The organism is Aureimonas sp. AU20 (assembly GCF_001442755.1).
Taxonomy (GTDB): Bacteria; Pseudomonadota; Alphaproteobacteria; order Rhizobiales; family Rhizobiaceae; genus Aureimonas.
The window spans coordinates 248,820-265,875 of record NZ_CP006367.1 but is presented as its reverse complement, the minus strand read 5'-3'; the positions used below and the strand labels follow the sequence as shown (position 1 = coordinate 265,875).

The window sequence follows — 17,056 nt, the reverse complement described above, 5'->3', positions numbered from 1 at the left end:
ACTGGTTCTTGTCAATTCTAAACCGATTAAACTACTGATATTGCTTTCTTTTTAAGTTTTGTTCCTGTTGATGGCGTCTTGTTTCTCCGTTATCTCATCGTCGTGAAGCGGCGTTGCTTGCCGTTTCGTGACCAGGAGACGGACACGATGGAAGAAACCGGCATCCGCAATCCCCGCATCGGGCTCGAGTCGACGGGTCTTTCCGGCCTTGCTTCCGTGCGCTGGAATGTCGGCGAGGCCGAACTCGTCGAGACCGCGATCCAGCGCGGCGAGGGGCGGCTGACGGCCCATGGCGCCCTCGTGGTCACGACCGGCCAGCACACCGGCCGCAGCCCGAAGGACAAGTTCGTCCTGCGTGACGAGAACACCGATCCACGCGTCTGGTGGGACAACAACAAGCCGATGGAGCCGGCGGCCTTCGAACGCCTCTACGAGGACTTCAAGGCCCATGCCGTGGGGCGCGACGTCTTCGTGCAGGATCTGGTGGGCGGCGCCGACGAGAGCAACGCCATCCGCGCCCGGATCGTCACCGAATATGCCTGGCACTCGCTGTTCATCCGCAATCTTCTGATCCGTCCCTCGGCCACCGAGCTCGAAAGCTTCGTGCCGGACCTTACGATCATCGACCTGCCGTCCTTCAAGGCCGACCCGGAGCGCCATGGCTGCCGCACCGAGACGGTGATCGCCTGCGACTTCACCCGCAACATCATCCTGATCGGCGGCACGACCTATGCCGGCGAGATGAAGAAGTCGGTCTTCACGGTTCTGAACTACCGCCTGCCCGAGACCGGTGTCATGCCCATGCACTGCTCGGCCAATATAGGCGCGGGTGGCGACACGGCCGTCTTCTTCGGCCTGTCGGGCACGGGGAAGACCACGCTTTCGGCCGATCCGCACCGCACGCTGATCGGCGACGACGAGCACGGCTGGGGCGAGAACGGCGTCTTCAATTTCGAGGGCGGCTGCTACGCCAAGACGATCCGCCTTTCGGCCGAGGCCGAGCCGGAAATCTTCGCGACCACCCGCATGTTCGGCACGGTACTGGAAAACGTCGTGCTCGACGAGAAGCGCGTGCCCGATTTCGACGACGGCTCGCTGACTGAAAACACCCGCGCCGCCTATCCCCTGCACTTCATTCCGAACGCCAGCGCGACGGGAAAGGGTGGCCATCCCAAGAACATCATCATGCTGACGGCCGATGCCTTCGGCGTGATGCCGCCGATCGCCAAGCTGACCCCGGCCGAGGCCATGTACCACTTCCTCTCCGGCTACACCGCCAAGGTAGCCGGCACGGAAAAGGGCGTGACCGAGCCGGAAGCCACGTTCTCGACCTGCTTCGGCGCCCCCTTCATGCCGCGCCACCCAGCCGAATACGGCAATCTCCTGCGCGATCTCATCGCGCGGCACGAGGTGGATTGCTGGTTGGTCTCGACCGGCTGGACGGGCGGCGCCTACGGCACGGGCAAGCGCATGCCGATCAAGGCGACGCGCGCCCTTCTCGCCGCAGCACTGGACGGTTCGCTGAAGGAAGCCGAGTTCCGCGCGGACGCGCATTTCGGCTTCCAGGTGCCCGTCGCGGTGCCGGGCGTCGACACGGCGATCCTCGACCCTCGCTCGACCTGGGCCGACCCCGCCGCCTACGACGCGCAGGCCCGCAAGCTCGCCGACATGTTCCGCCGCAACTTCGAGAAGTTCGAGCGGCATGTGGACGAGTCCGTGCTCGGCGCCGCCCCTGCCACCCTGCCGCTCGCGGCGGAGTGAGGCTTTGATCCGTTAGCGTCTTCTCTGGGAGGAGAAGCCGGAAGGGCTCGTGTCCGACAGGGACGCGGGCCCTTTCTCTTGTTGCCCCTTTGCGGCCGGGCGCCACGCTTCTTGACAGGACGGAGCCCCTCGGGTGAACGGAAGCGGTGCCGGGGCGGCGCTTTCCGCTCGGCGGGCTCTCCCGGCCATGGGCTCCATGGACTCCAAGTCGGGCCAGGGCTCCGGGCAAAAGGTTGGAAAGACACGAGGATGCCGGATCGACGCCAAGCTTTCACTCCCCCCGCGCCGGACGCGGGCGAGGCGGCTTGGCGCTTCAGCGCGGGGGCCGATCATGGAGCGTGAGGGGCGGGAGCGCAAAGGCCTTCGGGTCAACAGCCGCGTCGTCATTCCCGACGAGGAGCTGGAGGAAGTCTTCGTGCGCGCTGCCGGCCCGGGCGGGCAGAACGTCAACAAAGTGTCCTCGGCGGTGCAGCTGCGCTTCTTCGCCATGAGCTCCGGCGTGCTCGGCGAGGAGGCCAAGCTGCGTCTCATGCGGCTGGCCGGCCAGCGCGCCACCAAGGCGGGCGAGGTGCTGATCGAGGCCTCGCGCCACCGCACGCAGGAGCGCAACCGCGAGGACGCGCGCGAGCGCCTGGCCGATCTCGTACGCGAGGCGCTGGTGCCCCCGCCCCCGCCGCGCAAGAAGACGCGGCCGACCCGAGGCTCGGTGGAGCGCCGCCTCGAAGCCAAGAAGGGCCGCTCCGACACCAAGCGGATGCGCGGCCGCGTTTCGGACTGAACGAGTTTGAGAAACGTTTCGGGCGCAGGCTGGCCAGAAGCCTCTTAAGGTGAGGGACCCCGCCTCTTGTCGCGAGCCGCTTCCTCCAAAACCGTCACTCACGGATTAAATCAAGATTCACCGTTTCGTGATCGCGATGGCGTGAAGCCGACCGCGTCCTGGCTCCGTATCTTCCACGACTTCCGCGTTGGAAGGTTCACCCAAGGAATCGCGACATGCTTCAGTCCTTCATTCGCTCCGCCGCGCTCGGTCTCGTGATCGCCGGCGGCGTCGTAGGCGCCAGCCATGCGCAGTCCGGCGCGTCGGTCGAAGTCGGCGGTGCGCCGATGTATGCCAACAAGACGATCGCCGAGAACGCGCCGAACGCCTCGAACCTGACGACGCTGGTCGCCGCCGTGAAGGCCGCCGGCCTTGTCGAGACGCTGAACGGGGCAGGCCCCTTCACGGTCTTCGCGCCGACCAACGCGGCCTTCGAAAAGCTGCCCGCCGGCACGGTGGACACGCTGGTGAAGCCCGAGAACAAGGCCATGCTGACCAAGATCCTGACCTATCACGTGGTCCCGGCCAAGGCGACGTCGGAAGCCGCGATGAAGATGATCAAGGACGACGGCGGCAAGCATGTCGTGAAGACGGTCGAGGGCGAGAGCCTGACGCTCGCCATGAAGGGCGACAAGCTGACTGTGACCGACGCCAAGGGCAATGTCGCGACCGTGACGCAGGCCGACGTGATGCAGAAGAACGGCGTCGTCCATGTGATCGACACGGTGCTGATGCCCTGATCGGGTCTTAAGCCTCTTGGGGTCGGACCTTGGTTCGGCCCCCTGACAAACAGGCGCCTCGGGTCTCATATGGAGATGCGGGCGCCGATCCCGTTTTCGCAGATGCTTGATTTGGAGGCCGTCATGAATCGCCGCCGCTTTCTTCTGTCGGGTTCGCTGGCCGCTGTCGCCCTGGGCTCCGTCGGAGCTCTCTGGCGCGACGAGGCGGAGGCCGAGACCTTTTCCGTCACCTTCACAGAGCGCGAATGGCGCGCGCGCCTCAGCCAAGACGCCTTCGCCGTCCTGCGCCAGGAAGCGACCGAGCGCCCCTTCACCAGCCCGCTTCTCAACGTTCACGAGACCGGCCTCTTCCACTGCGCGGGCTGCGACAACGCGGTCTATTCCACCGAGGCCAAATACGACTCGGGCACGGGCTGGCCGAGCTTCTGGGATGCGATCGACGGCAGCATCGGCACCAAGACCGACTATGTCCTGGTCTATCCCCGCACCGAGGTTCACTGCGCCCAATGCGGCGGCCATTTCGGCCACATCTTCGACGATGGCCCGCCGCCCACGGGCAAGCGCCATTGCCTGAACGGCGTCGCCCTGCACTTCCAGCCGAGCGACACCCAGTCCTGACCTCAGGCGTTATCCCTCCGTCAAGCTTTCGGGTTCTTCATGGAGAGGCGCGAAGGGTCGCACATTGAAGCGGGCCCCTGGTGCAACCATATTCGGTACGGATCGATCGTGGCCGCCAATATGGGGCCGCAGTCGATAAGTCGCTTGAAACAAGGGCTTGCCGAGACATGAACAGGTTCACGCCATTTTCCAGCCCGTTGCTGCTCGGCTTCGACGGGGTGGAGCGGACACTCGAGCGTTTGGGGAAGGGCAGCGATGGCTACCCGCCCTTCAACATCGAGCGGATCGGGATCGAAGCCAAGGACGGGGCGCCCGGCGGACATGGCATCCGCATCACCCTGGCCGTGGCCGGCTTCCGGCCCGAGGACCTGGAAATCACGACCGAAGAAAACCAGTTGACCATCCGGGGCTCGCAGAGCGACCGGGCGGACCGCGAATTTCTGCACCGAGGCATTGCGTCGCGCCAGTTTCAGAAGAGCTTTCTCTTCGCGGACGGCATGCGCATCCTGGGCGCGCAGTTGAAGAACGGACTGTTGATGGTGGACCTGGTCAAGCCTGAACCAGAGCGAGTGGTGAGGAAGATCGCGATCGCCGTGGAAGAATGAAACCCGCCGAGCCGATCATCCGTTTGTTTTCGAAGGAGATGTTCATGACCATCACGAACCACGATTCGAACGCACTGTCCCAGTCCGATCTCGCCGCGCTCGGCGAAGGCCACCTGGCCTATCTCCGCCGCATGTCGTCTGACGATATCCGAGCCCGCTTCCCGTCCGCACAGTCGATCCGCCCGGGCCTGAAGCTCTGGGCGCTGTTCTCCGCCGACGGCACGCCGTTGGCCGTCTCCGACGACCGGGGCTCGATCCTGGCCAGCGCGACGGAAAACGAACTCCTGACGGTGAGCCTCCACTGAAGGCTCCGCTTCCTGGGCATGGCGCCGGGACAGCGCCATGCTTGAAGCCGGCCCTCGTGGCCGGCTTTTTCATGTCTGGGCGCCGGGTAGAGCTTCCCAGCCCTTGGCCTTTTCAGGCGTTGGATTCGACCTGCGTCATGAGGTGATGCAGCGCCGAGGCGTCTCGGCCCGCCCGCAGGTCCGTCACCGTGCGCGGGTTGCGCAGCATGCGGGCGATCTTGGACAGGGCCTTCAGATGATCGGCGCCCGCCGTCTCGGGTGCAACCAGAAGGAACACGAGGTCCACCGGCTGGTCGTCCATCGCTTCGAACTCCACGGGCTTCACCAGCCGGGCGAAGACGCCGCGAATGCGCGACAGGCCGGCGAGCTTGCCATGCGGAATGGCGATGCCGTTGCCGATGCCGGTGGAGCCCAGCCGCTCGCGCTGGAGAACGGTCTCGAAGATGGTGCGGGCCGGCAGGCCCGTCAGCTCGGCCGCCCGCTCCGACAGGTCCTGAAGAACCTGCTTCTTGGAATGGGAGCGAAGGGCGGGCAGAACGGCGTCCTCGGTGATCAGATCGGCGAGATCCACGATGAATGGCCTTCCACATCGCCCGGCCCCGGGAGGCCGAAAAGCCCGGCCGCGCGATTGCCCGGCCGGGTTTTGACAGGTCGAGGCAGAAGCGGCGCTAGTGCGCGCGCTTCCGCCTGCTGAAGTTGTGGGGGAATATCAGGCTTCGACCCGCACTGTCGAGGGGTCGATCCAACCGACGTTTCCATCCGGGCGTCGATAAACGATATTGACCGTGTCGTTGGCGCCGTTGCGGAAGATCACCAGCGGCCCGTCGCGGCGGTCGAGCTCCATCACCGCGTTGGCCACGCTCATCGTTCCGACGCGCAGCGAGGTCTCGGCGATCACGGCCGGGGCGAAGTCCTCGGCGATCTCCTCTTCCTCGTCCGGCACGGCGCTCATGACGGTGTAGGCGACATCGCGCGAATTGTTGGCGTTGCCTTTGTGGTCCTTCAGCCGGCGCTTGTAGCGGCGCAGACGCTTCTCGACCTTCTCCATCGCTTCGATGAACGAGGATTCGGGATCATGCGACTCGGCGGTGGCCTGGAAATAGACGCCGCTGTCGAGATGAAGCGTGACGTCCGCGCAGAAGCGGGCGGAATCTTTGGAGATGACGACGGCCCCGGTGAAATTGCCGTCGAAATATTTGGCGACCTGATCGTTCAGCCTCTCCTCGATCCGAGTGCGAAAGGCTTCTCCGACATCCATATGCCGGCCCGATACACGAATTGCCATTCGTTTCTCCCTTCCTAACGTCCGGCGGCCGGTCTCCATTGATGAACCTCCGGCCCGCCGTCTCTTCCAAGACGTTGGGAAGCCTTTGGTTCCGGCCGCTCGGAACCGTCACATTCCAGCGCAAAACGAGGGCCAGGGAAAGACTTGATCTCTGCCGCGAGTGGCGCGAGACTTCGCGCCGAAGGCGCGGCAATCGTAGACTGTGCAGGCAGTCAGGACGGCTTAATTTTCACCGCGCTTAGCGTTCGACGCGGTCGCGAGCGAACCCGATCACTAAGAGGTGCGGGCGCGGTCAGCCGGCGAGGCGGCGGGCGTTCAGCTCGCGGCGGCGCTGAACGGAGGAGGGCAGGCCGAGCGCCTCGCGATATTTCGCCACCGTGCGCCGGGCGAGTTCCACGCCCTCCGTCTTCAGCCGCGCGGCGATGTCGTCGTCGGACAGGACGGCGTCCACCGTCTCGGCCGCGATCATCCGCCCGATGCGCAGCTTCACGCTTTCGGCCGAATGCGCGTCGCCGCCCCCCGAGGCCGCGATCGCCACGGTGAAGAAGAATTTCATCTCGAACGTGCCGCGCGGCGTCGCCATGAACTTGCCCGCCGTGACGCGGCTGACCGTCGATTCGTGCAGGCCGAGCGTTTCGGCGATGTCCATCAGCGTCATCGGGCGCAGGCCGGCGATGCCCTGGGCCAGGAACCCGTCCTGCCGCCGGACGATCTCGCCCGCGACCTTCTGGATCGTGCGGGCGCGCTGCTCCAGCGAGCGCTGCAGCCAGTTCGCCGATTGCTGGCAATTGGTGAGGAAGCCACGCTCGTCACCCCTGAGGGCCGCTGCCGGGGCGAGGCTGGCCGGCGCGCGCACCGACAGGCGCGGAAAGGCGGCGGGGTTCAGCTCGGCCTGCCAGCCGCCGCCCGAGGCATCCTCGCGCACGATGATATCGGGCGTCACCGGCGCGGCGTCGGGCTCGCCGAGGCCGGCGCCCGGCCGAGGGTCGAGCGTGCGGATCTCAGTCAGCATGTCCGCCACGTCCGTCTCGGTTTCGCCGGTCAGCCGGGCAAGGGCGGCGAAGTCGCGCCGCGCCAGAAGCGGCAGATGCGCGAGCACGCAGGCGATCACCGGATCGAAGCGGCCGCGCCGGCGCAGTTGGATCGCCAGACATTCGGCGAGGTCCCGTGCGAAAAGGCCGGCCGGCTCGGCCGAGGCCTGAAGCCGTTCGAGAAGCGCCTCCGCCTCGCTCGCCTCCAGCCCGAGTTCGCCCGTGCGCTCGGGCAGACCCTCGGCGAGATAGCCGGCATCGGTAAGGTCGCAGAACAGGGCTTGCGCAAGCGCTCGCTCGCGCGCGTCGCGGAACGTGTCACGGATTTCGCCGAGCGCATGGTCGCGCAGCGAGCGCGGCCCTTCGCCCAGGCGATCGGTGCCGTCGTCCTCGGCCACAAAGCCGGAAAGAACGAGCCCTTCGCCGGTAAAGGCGAGATCGGGAGCCGCTTTGTCCTCGCCGTCGCCCGTGCGCTCGGCCGCATCCGCGAAGACCTCGGCATTGTCGCTCGCGCCGGTGAGGGGCGTGATGTCGCCGGGCTCGGCTGGGCCGGCGTCGGGCGCGTCCGCACCCTCGCCAAGCGGCGCGGCGCCCGAGCCGGGCTCCAGCTCGATCAGCGGATTGGCCTCGGCCTCGCGCTCCAGAAAGGCCTGGAGCTCGGCGTGTTGAAACTGAAGAAGCCGGATGGATTGGAGAAGCTGCGGCGTCATCACCAGCGACTGGCTCTGACGCATCTGGAGGTTCACGGACAGATTCACGATGCTCCCCTCCCATGCCGCCGGGCCGCGCGTCATCGGCCCTTTAAGCCTCGCGCAAGCCTCTTTCCATGCCCAGCAGGAGACTGGTCCGCAACTTGCTTGTCAAGGGGAGGGGCGGGCCGTTCCGGGGCTCAATAGGTGAACTGTTCGCCGAGATAGATGCGGCGCACGTCGGCGTCCTCGACGATTTCCTGCGGTGAGCCGTGGGTGAGCACCGCGCCGGCATGCATGATGTAGGCGCGGTCGATCAGGCCCAGCGTCTCGCGCACATTGTGGTCGGTGACGAGCACGCCGATGCCACGCCGCGTCAGGTGCCGCACCAGTTCCTGGATGTCGGCGACCGCGATCGGATCGACGCCCGCGAAGGGCTCGTCGAGCAGCATGAAGGTCGGGCGGGAGGCCAGCGCGCGGGCGATTTCGCAGCGCCGCCGCTCGCCGCCCGAAAGCGCCGTGGAGGGCTGCTTGCGCAGATGCGCGATGCGGAACTCCTCCAGAAGCGCGGTGAGCTGGCGCTCGCGCTCGGCCTTGTCGGGCTCCACCATCTCGAGCACGGCGCGAACGTTGTCTTCCACGGAAAGACCGCGAAAGATCGAGGCTTCCTGCGGGAGGTAGCCGATGCCGAGCCGCGCGCGGCGATACATCGGCACCTGCGTGATGTCGTGCCCGTCGAGCTCGATGCGCCCGCCATCCACCGGCACGAGGCCGGTGATCATGTAGAAGCAGGTGGTCTTGCCCGCGCCGTTCGGACCCAGCAGGCCGACGGCCTCGCCCCGCCGCACGGCGACATCGACCGAATCCACGACACGCCGGCCGCGATAGGTCTTGGTGATGCCGCGCGCCACCAGCGTGCCCTCGGAAGGGTGGCGAAGCGCGGCGGCGGCGGAAAGATCCAAGGGGTCGAGCAAGCGTTGTCCGTCCGCGAAAGGGGATGCCGGAGGGCAGGGGCCATAAGGGGAGGCCGCCCTTGCGAGCGGCCTGTCGCGCCCCGGAAGGGCGATTTTGCGGCGAGGGACTAGCGCCCGGCGGCCGGCTGCTGGCCGGCCCCCGGCGACAGCAGCATGCGCACCCGCCCGCCGCCCTGGCCGCCGCCCGGCGCGCCGCCGCAGTCGCGGCTCTGGAGGCGCGCCACGCCGGTTTCCATCTGGATGCGCAGGATGCAGCCCGTCGCGACGTTCTTGCCCTGACTGAGCACGACATTGCCGCTGAGCACTGCGACCTGCGTCGCCATGTCGAAATCGGCCCGGTCGGCGGTCGCCACCTGATCGACGGACTTGATCGTGACCTTGCCAGTGGCTTCCAGCTTGGAAATGTCGCCCGAGCCGCCCGGCATGTTGGAGCGCGTCGCCGCCGGCTGCGCCTTGGCCCCCGCGGCACCGTCCTGCTTGCGGACGTAGTGGACGAGAAGCTTCTCGGCGTTCATCGAGGTCTGGCCCTGCTGGACGCTGACATCGCCCGAGAAGGTGGCGAGCGACTTGCCGTCGTCGACGTCGAGCTGGTTGGACTCGATGGCGATCGGCTGGTCGCCCTGCACCTGCAAGCCGCCGAAGGAGTTGCCGAAGCCCTGCGACTGGGTCTGAGCCAGCGCCGCGCCGGAGAGGGCGGCCCCGGAAAGGGTGAGCGAGCCGGCCAGGGCCAGGAGCACGGCGCGGGAGCGAAGGGTCGGGGTCATGGGCTGGGCTCGCTGGTGTTGGACGCGGCGGCGGGGGCTTCGGCCCCGTTGGAGGCGGTAGGAAGAAGGGTCAGCTTGACGCGGTCCCGAAACGAAATCTGCTTTCCACGATCGGAGATCACCACGTTGCCCGCTTCCAGGCGCTGATTCGGCGTCGCGATCTCGACCGGGCCGGACCCGGTCAATTGTCCATCCTGGAGCGAAACGTCGGCGCTCGCCAGCTTGATGCGGATGCCGCTCGTGGTTTCCACGGTGATGTCGTCGTAAAGCCGCAGCACTTCGGTGCGCGTGTCGTAGCGCCCCTTGGCGGCGTCGAGCTGTGCCTTGGTGCTATCGTCCACCGTCAGGTTGGCCCGGACCTGCTCGAGATCGACCCCCGTTCCACCCAGCGTCTGGATCGCCCGGTCCGCCAGCATGGAATAGGGACGGTCGCGTCCGTCCACGCCCGACAGGCGCGGGTCGGACATGACGAGGCGCCCGTCCTGGATCGAGGTGGAGGCGAAGGCGAGGTCGCCGGGAACGCTGCGCGCTGCCCAGGTGACCACGAGGCCGGCGGCCACGATCAGCGTCGCAACCGTGGGAAGACCGATCTTCAGCCAGCGCACAAGCCGCGAATGCCGATTCGCGCGGCGGAACTCGCGCTCCCGCCGCGCGCCGCGCGTGGCATCGGGCGCGGCGGCGAAGGCGTGGAGGCGCGGGTCGTCGGCGAAAGGGGGCTGGTCCGGGCTAACCTGCAATGGAGTTCGATTCCTCGCATGGCGCGAAAACGCGCCCGGCCATTGGGGATCGGCCGGGGCGTCCTGCGGTCAATCAACGTATCGCGTCGTATCTATAAGTGATATGGGGTTTTTGCATGGTTAAGCGGCGGCTATCGCACGGCATCGCGCTCGCGAACAAGAATGCCGCCGCGAGCGGTGGCGGCTTGGCAGCGTGCCGCCCGCATGGCATCGCCTTGGGCACAGGCGGCGGGCTTTTCGCGCTCGCCCGGATTGCGAGCGGAGCGGACCCATGGATGCGGACGGCATGATCGATCGGCGGCGCCTGCGCCGCAAGCTCGGCTTCTGGCGGATCGTCGCGCTGCTCGTGGCCGCCGGCGCGGTGCTGGCCCTCACCTATGCCAGCGGCTGGCGCCCCGGGCGTTTGGCTGGTCCAGGTCCAGACCAGATCGCCCGCGTCGAGGTCACCGGCCTCATCACCGAGGACCGCGACCGGTTGGAACTTCTCGAAAAGTTGAAGACCGATCCGCGCGTTCGCGCCGTCATCATCCGCGTCAACTCGCCCGGCGGCACCACGGTCGGGGGCGAAACGCTGTTCGAGGCGATTCGCGATCTGGCCGCCGCCAAGCCCGTAGCGGCCGAGGTCGGCACGCTGGCGGCCTCCGCGGGCTACATGGTCGCCATGGCGACGGACCGGGTGGTGGCGCACCAGTCCTCGATCGTCGGCTCCATCGGCGTGATCTTCCAATATGTCGACGCTTCCGTCCTGCTCGGGCGAATCGGCGTGGAGGTCAACGCGGTGAAGTCCTCGCCGCTGAAGGCCGAGCCTTCGCCCTTCGCCCCCGCAGCCCCCGGCGCTCGCGAAATGATCGGCCGCCTGGTGAACGATTCCTACGACTGGTTCGTGCGTCTCGTGATGGAGCGGCGCGGCCTGCCGGAGGAGGAGGCGCGGCGCTTGGCCGACGGCTCCGTCTTCACCGGCTCGCAGGGGCTGAACAACAAGCTGGTGGACGCGCTGGGCGGCGAGCGCGAGATCCGGCGCTGGCTGGAAAGCGAGCGCGGCGTGCCGGCCGGCCTCGAGATCGAAGAGCGCGAGCCCGAAAAGGACGGCTGGGGCCTCTTCGGCTCCGCCCGCTCGGCCCTGTTCGGGCTGTTCGGCCTCGATCCCACGGCCACCGATCTCGTCGACGCGCTCACCGGATCGGGAGGGCACCTTGACGGCATGGTGTCGCTTTGGCAACCTCCGCGCCACTGAAGGCGAAGTGGCGGGAGGCTCCGCTTTGCGATTGGAAACAAAGGTTTGCGCGGCCGAGGCGCCGCCTGCCCAGACCCAGCAGCCCAGCCTCCCGAGGAGCCCGCGTTGATCAAATCCGAACTCGTGCAGATCATCGCCAGTCGCAATCCGCATCTCTACCAGCGGGATGTCGAGACCATCGTGAACGCGATCTTCGACGAGATCACGCAGGCGCTCTGCGACGGCAACCGCGTGGAACTGCGCGGCTTCGGCGCCTTTTCCGTCAAGAACCGTCCGCCGCGCGCCGGCCGCAACCCGCGCACCGGCGAATCGGTGGAGGTCGAGGAGAAGTGGGTTCCCTTCTTCAAGACGGGCAAAGAACTGCGTGAGCGGCTGAACGGCTGATCGGTGTGAAGCCGAGGGCGGGATCGCTTGGCCGGCCCGGGCTCTGATCGAGCGTACGCCCCAGGGCTGGCTGACCGCACGCGCCGGGCGGATTGACCTCTCCCTCGCGATGCATCATTTGCGGGCCAGCCGCTTGCTTGTTCGGGGCGGCGCCCCATGCTTTCCCAGGGCGTATTCCAAGGTTCGAAGTGGCCACCTGATGATCCTGAAGATTCTTTCCTTCCTCATCCTCGCGCCGCTGGCGGTGCTGCTCGTGGTGTTCTGCGTCGCCAATCGCGAGGCGATCAACGTGTCGTTCGATCCGATCGGCACGCTGCCGCAGTTCGCCTTCCAGGCGCCGCTCTTCGTGCTGCTTCTTTCGGCGCTGATCCTCGGCCTCTTGCTCGGCGGCCTAGGCACCTGGATGACGCAGTCTCACTACCGCGCCAAGGCGGCCAACCGCCGCCGCGAGATCGAGAACCTGCGCCACGAGGTGGACCTGTCGAACGAGCGCTTGCGCCGCCTGCGCGAAGAGCGCGAGCGCGATCTGGCCGCGCAGGCGCAGCCGAGCGCCCCGGCCCTCGCCGCGCCCGCGCCCGGCCATTCCACGCGGGCTCTCGCCAGCCCGTCCGTCGCGGCCTGATCCTTCGTATTTCTCAGCGGGGAGGCGGAGCGATCCGCCTCCCCGTTCGCATGAGGGTAAGGTCTCTCAAGCCTCCGCCGGCTCCGTGACGGCGGCCGAGGTGTCGCCCGTCACTTGAGCGGCGAAGCAATCGAAGAACTGGTTGGCGAATTTCTTGGCGGTGGAATCCACCAGCCGTCCGCCGAGCTGGGCGATCTTGCCGCCGACCTTGGCGTCCACGTCGTAGCGCAGCACGGTCTCCGCGCCGTCTTCTTCCAGTTCGACATGCGCCCCGCCCGAGGCGAAGCCGGCGATGCCGCCCTTGCCCTCGCCGACGATGGAATAGCGCCTGGGCGCTTCGACATCCTCGATGCGCACGACGCCCGTGAAGGTCGCCTTCACCGGACCGACCTTGGCGACCACGGTGGCCGACATCTCGTTCTCGCCCGTCATCTCCAGGCTCTGGCAGCCCGGGATGCAGCTCTTCAGAACGGCCGGATCGTTCAGCATCGCCCACACGGTCTCGCGCGGCGCGGCCAGCCGATATTCGCCCTTCAGGTCCATGATCATCCTCCCTGGCGCCGCCCCATCTTCGAACGCCCCGTTTGAAGCGGGTGGGTGCGGCCAAGCGAAGAATACGCCCGATCCGCCGCTTGCCAAGCGCCGGCGCGCGCTCCACCCTTTCGCGAGCGTTTGCGGAAAAACGCTCCCATGCGCTATGAGCCGGCGATGACGAAGAACAGGACCCCCCGGTCCGGCGCGCCCAAGCGCCCCGGCCGGCCCGCCGGCGCCAAGGGTGCCGGCGCACCAGACGCCAAGCGCCGGCCCGAGCGCCAGGACGGGCGAGACGCGGCGCGAGACCCGGCCAAGTCCGAGGCCGGCCGCGAGCGCCGCTTCGCGTCCAAGCGCCCCGAACCCTCGCAGCGTTCCCAAGCGTCCGATCGCTCCGAAGCGCCCCACCGATCCGAATCGTTCGAGCGGTCCGGCTCCCGCACCGATGCGGCCCGGCATGCCGCCGACGCCGCGCCCGCGCCGCGCCTGTCCACCGAGGAGCTCGGCCGCGAAGGTCGGCGCGACCGCGCTGCGGTGGAATGGCCCATCGGCGAGCGCCCGAGCTTTCGTGCGCCGGTGATCCTCACCGTCGAGCCGGGGGCGGACTATGCGCTTCTGGATTCGGGCGACGGCGAAAAGCTGGAGCGCTACGGCTCGCTCATCATCCGCCGGCCGGAGAACCAGGCGATCTGGCCGCGCCGCGCGGGCGCGGACTGGGAAGGGGCCGACGCTGTCTTCACCGGCGACACGGACGAGGAGGGCACCGGGCGCTGGCGCTTTCCCAAGGACACGCTCGGCGAAACCTGGCCGATGCGCCAGGACGGCATGCCCTATCTCGGCCGCTTCACCTCGTTCCGCCATGTCGGCGTGTTTCCCGAGCAGGCCGTCCACTGGCGCTTCATGACCGATCTCGTCGAGAAGGCGGGACGCCCGGTGCGCGTCCTCAACCTCTTCGGCTACACCGGCCTTGCTTCGCTGCTCGCCGCGCGCGCCGGGGCTGAGGTGACGCATGTCGACGCGTCCAAACGCGCCATCGGCTGGGCGCGCGAGAACGCCGAGCTGGCGGGTCTGGCCGACAAGCCGATCCGCTGGATCTGCGAGGACGCGGTGCGCTATGCCGAGCGCGAGGTGAAGCGCGGCACGCGCTACGACATCGTGCTTCTCGACCCGCCCAAGTTCGGCCGGGGGCCGAAGGGCGAGGTCTGGCAGATTTTCGAGGATCTGCCCTATCTCCTGATGCTGATGCGCCAGCTCCTGTCGGCGGATCCGCTGGCGCTGGTGCTCACCGCCTATTCCATCCGCTCGTCCTTCTATTCGCTGGCCGCCCTGATGGGCGAGCAATGCCGGGGCCTCGGCGGCGCGATCGAATCGGGCGAGCTCGTCATTCGCGAAGCGGGCGAGGACGCCCGGCTTCTGTCCACTTCGCTCTTTTCCAGATGGGTGTCCGCTTGAGCCGAGACCGCGACGATGCGCCTTCCGCCCCGCCCGTGCGCCGGCCCGATACGGTGGCGCCTGGCCGGGTGAAGGAGGTGACGAGCGTTTCCAACCCGATCGTCAAGGACATCCGCAACCTCGCGCTGAAGAAGCATCGCGAAGAGACCGGGCTGTTCCTGGCCGAGGGCTTGAAGCTGGTGCTGGACGCGCTCGACGCCGGTTGGCGCATCGAGACGCTGATCGCGGCCAAGACGCAGCTCCACACCGAGCTTTTGCAGAAGGCCGCCGCGCGCACCGTGGCGCTGGGCGCCGACGTGCTGGAGGCCAGCGACAAGGTGCTGGCCGCCGTCGCCCGGCGCGACAATCCGCAAAGCGCCATCGGCGTATTCCGCCAGCGTCTTCACCGCACCGACCAGATCGATCTCGGCCGCGACGGGCTGCTCGTCGCGCTCGACCGGGTGCGCGATCCCGGCAATCTCGGCACGATCCTGCGCACGGCGGACGCGGCCGGCGCCAAGGGCGTGGTGCTGATCGGCGAAAGCGTTGATCCCTTCTCGCTGGAGGCCGTGCGCGCCACGATGGGCTCGATCTTCGCCGTGCCGATCGTGCGCATGCGCGAGGAGGAGTTCCTGCGCTGGCGCTCCACCTTCAAGGGTCTGGTGGTCGGCACCCATATGAAGGGCGCGGTGGATTTCCGCGAGCCCGCCTATGGCAAGCGGCCGACCGCGATCGTGATGGGCAACGAGCAGAGCGGCCTGACGGAGGCACTGGCCGGCGCCTGCGAAACGCTGGTGCGCATTCCCCAGGTCGGCCGGGCCGACAGTCTCAATCTGGCGGTGGCCACCGGGCTGATGATCTTCGAGGCGCGGCGCGGGAGCCTCAAGCTGTGAACCGCCTCGTTCCCAATCTGGCGCTCGTCGCCTTCTTCGCCGCGATCGACCAGATGGTGAAGCTCGCCGTGGTGCGCACGATGGCGCTGGGCGAGTCGATTGAGCTTCTCCCGTTCCTCGCGCTCTACCACGCCCGCAACGAGGGCATCGCCTTTTCCATGTTGGACGGGTTCCACGATGTCGGCCTTGCCGCCATCTCGGTCCTGGTGCTCCTCTTCGTGGTCTGGCTCTGGTGGAACACGGCGCCCGAGCGCAAGCTCACCCATATCGGCTTCGCGCTGATCGCGGGCGGGGCGATCGGAAATCTGATCGACCGGGTGAATCTCGGCTATGTCGTGGACTATATCCTGTTCCACACGCCGGTCTGGAGCTTCGCCGTGTTCAATCTGGCGGACAGTTTCATCACGATCGGCGCGGCGCTGATCCTGATCGACGAATTCCTCGTGGCGCGCCGGCCCAAGACATCGGACGGGACGGCGGCGAACGACAAGACCTGACGATCCATTCGGGAGAGCTGGCATGGCGGGCGAGTTTCGGGCGATCCGGCTGCAAAAGGGCGAGGGCGGCGAAACGCTGGTCGAGGAGGCCGTCCTCACCCCGGCCGACCTGATGGACGGCGACGTCGACGTGGCGGTCGAAGCCACTACGATCAACTACAAGGACGCGCTCGCGCTGACCGGTCGCTCCCCCGTGGTGCGGCACTGGCCCATGGTGCCGGGCGTCGATCTCGCCGGCACGGTCGCCGCCTCCCGCTCGCCCCTCTGGCGCGAGGGCGACAAGGTGGTGCTGAACGGCTTCGGCCTCGGCGAAACGCATTGGGGCGCCTATACCGGCCTTGCCCGCGTGAAGGCGGACTGGCTCGTGGCTTTGCCGGCGCGCTTCTCGGCGCGGGATGCGATGGGCCTCGGTACAGCCGGCTACACGGCGGCGCTGTCCGTCCTGGCGTTGGAGCGTTTCGGGCTGACGCCCGAGCGCGGCCCGGCTTTGGTGACCGGCGCTTCCGGGGGCGTCGGCTCGGTCGCCGTCGCGCTTCTGGCCCGGCGCGGCTGGCATATCGTCGCCTCCACCGGCCGCCCGGAGGAGGGCGAGTGGCTGCGCGGGCTGGGCGCCGTCGAAATCATCGAGCGCGGCGAGTTGTCGGGGCCGGGCAAGCCGCTGGCGCGCGAGCGTTGGGCGGCGGCTATCGACAGCGTCGGCTCGCACACGCTCGCCAATCTCCTGTCCATGACGAAGCGGGACGGGGCGGTGGCCGCCTGCGGCCTTGCCGGCGGCATGGACCTGCCGGCAAGTGTCGCGCCCTTCATCCTGCGCGGCGTCGCGCTTCTCGGCATCGATTCCGTCTACGCTCCGCAGGCCGAGCGCCGCCGGGCCTGGGATAGGCTGGCCGAAGATCTCGACCCGAGCCTCCTGGCGGATCTCGTCACCGAGATCGGCTTTGCCGACATCGTGCCCACCGCGCGCCGGCTTCTGGACGGCGGGGTACGCGGCCGTGTCGTGGTCGCCGATGTCGCGGAGGCGACGCGTGTGGCGGGCGGATGAATGTCGCAGAGGCAACAACCGCGTGACCGTTTGCGTCCCACTATGGTTTACGTCATGAAAGAGTCGCGAGCACGGCATATGGCAGTTGCTGTCAGG

The 17,056-nt window shown here is 67.7% G+C and carries 20 protein-coding genes; 13 read left to right on the top strand and 7 right to left on the bottom strand.

The window, feature by feature from the left end; translation table 11 throughout:
* The first annotated feature begins 147 nt into the window (after positions 1-147).
* The 6 genes from M673_RS01205 to M673_RS01180 all read left to right on the top strand — a co-directional run bounded on the left by M673_RS01205 (position 148) and on the right by M673_RS01180 (position 4,846).
* Positions 148-1,761 (top strand): phosphoenolpyruvate carboxykinase, encoded by a 1,614-nt coding sequence (locus tag M673_RS01205; protein WP_061977534.1) that lies wholly within the window; start codon positions 148-150, stop codon positions 1,759-1,761.
* 331 nt (positions 1,762-2,092) lie between these two features.
* Complete coding sequence (arfB, locus tag M673_RS01200; RefSeq protein ID WP_061972965.1) at positions 2,093-2,539, top strand: alternative ribosome rescue aminoacyl-tRNA hydrolase ArfB; 447 nt, start codon at positions 2,093-2,095, stop codon at positions 2,537-2,539.
* 215 nt (positions 2,540-2,754) lie between these two features.
* Complete coding sequence (locus M673_RS01195; protein WP_148639940.1) at positions 2,755-3,318, top strand: fasciclin domain-containing protein; 564 nt, start codon at positions 2,755-2,757, stop codon at positions 3,316-3,318.
* A 123-nt stretch (positions 3,319-3,441) separates the two neighbouring features.
* Positions 3,442-3,936 carry a peptide-methionine (R)-S-oxide reductase MsrB gene (gene msrB, locus M673_RS01190; protein ID WP_061977530.1) on the top strand — a complete coding sequence of 165 codons (495 nt, stop codon included), beginning with the start codon at positions 3,442-3,444 and terminating at the stop codon, positions 3,934-3,936.
* 167 nt (positions 3,937-4,103) lie between these two features.
* On the top strand, positions 4,104-4,541 hold the full coding sequence (locus M673_RS01185) for an Hsp20 family protein (protein WP_061972964.1): 438 nt from the start codon (positions 4,104-4,106) through the stop codon (positions 4,539-4,541).
* 44 nt (positions 4,542-4,585) lie between these two features.
* Positions 4,586-4,846 (top strand): DUF1150 family protein, encoded by a 261-nt coding sequence (locus tag M673_RS01180; RefSeq protein ID WP_061977528.1) that lies wholly within the window; start codon positions 4,586-4,588, stop codon positions 4,844-4,846.
* 112 nt (positions 4,847-4,958) lie between these two features.
* Here M673_RS01180 and ptsN read toward each other — a convergent pair whose 3' ends face one another.
* The 6 genes from ptsN to lptC form a co-directional block, all read right to left on the bottom strand.
* The gene (ptsN, locus tag M673_RS01175; RefSeq protein WP_061972962.1) at positions 4,959-5,417 is read right to left on the bottom strand and encodes a PTS IIA-like nitrogen regulatory protein PtsN; all 459 of its coding nucleotides are present in this window, start codon (positions 5,415-5,417) and stop codon (positions 4,959-4,961) included.
* A gap of 138 nt (positions 5,418-5,555) precedes the next feature.
* A complete protein-coding gene (hpf, locus tag M673_RS01170; protein WP_061972961.1) occupies positions 5,556-6,131 on the bottom strand; it encodes a ribosome hibernation-promoting factor, HPF/YfiA family in 576 nt (191 codons plus the stop codon).
* Between the two features lie 292 nt (positions 6,132-6,423).
* On the bottom strand, positions 6,424-7,920 hold the full coding sequence (gene rpoN / locus M673_RS01165; protein WP_061977526.1) for an RNA polymerase factor sigma-54: 1,497 nt from the start codon (positions 7,918-7,920) through the stop codon (positions 6,424-6,426).
* A gap of 131 nt (positions 7,921-8,051) precedes the next feature.
* The gene (lptB, locus tag M673_RS01160) at positions 8,052-8,825 is read right to left on the bottom strand and encodes an LPS export ABC transporter ATP-binding protein (RefSeq protein ID WP_061972959.1); all 774 of its coding nucleotides are present in this window, start codon (positions 8,823-8,825) and stop codon (positions 8,052-8,054) included.
* 107 nt (positions 8,826-8,932) lie between these two features.
* A complete protein-coding gene (locus M673_RS01155) occupies positions 8,933-9,589 on the bottom strand; it encodes an LptA/OstA family protein (RefSeq protein WP_061972958.1) in 657 nt (218 codons plus the stop codon).
* The gene (gene lptC, locus M673_RS01150) at positions 9,586-10,326 is read right to left on the bottom strand and encodes an LPS export ABC transporter periplasmic protein LptC (RefSeq protein WP_061972956.1); all 741 of its coding nucleotides are present in this window, start codon (positions 10,324-10,326) and stop codon (positions 9,586-9,588) included. Before lptC ends, M673_RS01155 begins: the two co-directional genes overlap by 4 nt.
* Before the next feature lie 271 nt (positions 10,327-10,597).
* Here lptC and sppA point away from each other — a divergent pair, with 271 nt between their 5' ends.
* The 3 genes from sppA (at position 10,598) to M673_RS01135 (ending at position 12,566) form a co-directional block, all read left to right on the top strand.
* Positions 10,598-11,560, top strand: coding sequence for a signal peptide peptidase SppA (sppA, locus tag M673_RS01145; protein ID WP_061972955.1), 963 nt, complete (start codon positions 10,598-10,600; stop codon positions 11,558-11,560).
* A gap of 105 nt (positions 11,561-11,665) precedes the next feature.
* Positions 11,666-11,944, top strand: a complete 279-nt coding sequence (locus M673_RS01140; protein WP_061972953.1) for an integration host factor subunit beta — start codon at positions 11,666-11,668, stop codon at positions 11,942-11,944.
* Between the two features lie 199 nt (positions 11,945-12,143).
* On the top strand, positions 12,144-12,566 hold the full coding sequence (locus M673_RS01135) for a lipopolysaccharide assembly protein LapA domain-containing protein (RefSeq protein WP_061972951.1): 423 nt from the start codon (positions 12,144-12,146) through the stop codon (positions 12,564-12,566).
* A 66-nt stretch (positions 12,567-12,632) separates the two neighbouring features.
* Here M673_RS01135 and M673_RS01130 read toward each other — a convergent pair whose 3' ends face one another.
* Positions 12,633-13,109 (bottom strand): CoxG family protein, encoded by a 477-nt coding sequence (locus M673_RS01130; RefSeq protein ID WP_061977524.1) that lies wholly within the window; start codon positions 13,107-13,109, stop codon positions 12,633-12,635.
* Positions 13,110-13,256: 147 nt separating this feature from the next.
* On the opposite strand from M673_RS01130, the gene M673_RS01125 reads away from it, so the two are divergent.
* Genes M673_RS01125 through acuI form a run of 4 tightly spaced genes read left to right on the top strand, consistent with a single transcriptional unit; the run spans position 13,257 to position 16,960 of the window.
* Positions 13,257-14,549, top strand: a complete 1,293-nt coding sequence (locus tag M673_RS01125; protein ID WP_061972950.1) for a class I SAM-dependent methyltransferase — start codon at positions 13,257-13,259, stop codon at positions 14,547-14,549.
* Positions 14,546-15,421, top strand: coding sequence for a TrmH family RNA methyltransferase (locus M673_RS01120; protein WP_082639577.1), 876 nt, complete (start codon positions 14,546-14,548; stop codon positions 15,419-15,421). The genes M673_RS01125 and M673_RS01120 overlap by 4 nt, the downstream gene beginning before the upstream one ends.
* Entirely contained in the window at positions 15,418-15,918 is a 501-nt protein-coding gene (gene lspA / locus M673_RS01115) for a signal peptidase II (RefSeq protein WP_061972948.1), read from the top strand. Before M673_RS01120 ends, lspA begins: the two co-directional genes overlap by 4 nt.
* A 22-nt stretch (positions 15,919-15,940) precedes the next feature.
* Positions 15,941-16,960, top strand: coding sequence for an acrylyl-CoA reductase (NADPH) (acuI, locus tag M673_RS01110; protein WP_061972947.1), 1,020 nt, complete (start codon positions 15,941-15,943; stop codon positions 16,958-16,960).
* The last annotated feature ends 96 nt before the right edge of the window (positions 16,961-17,056 follow it).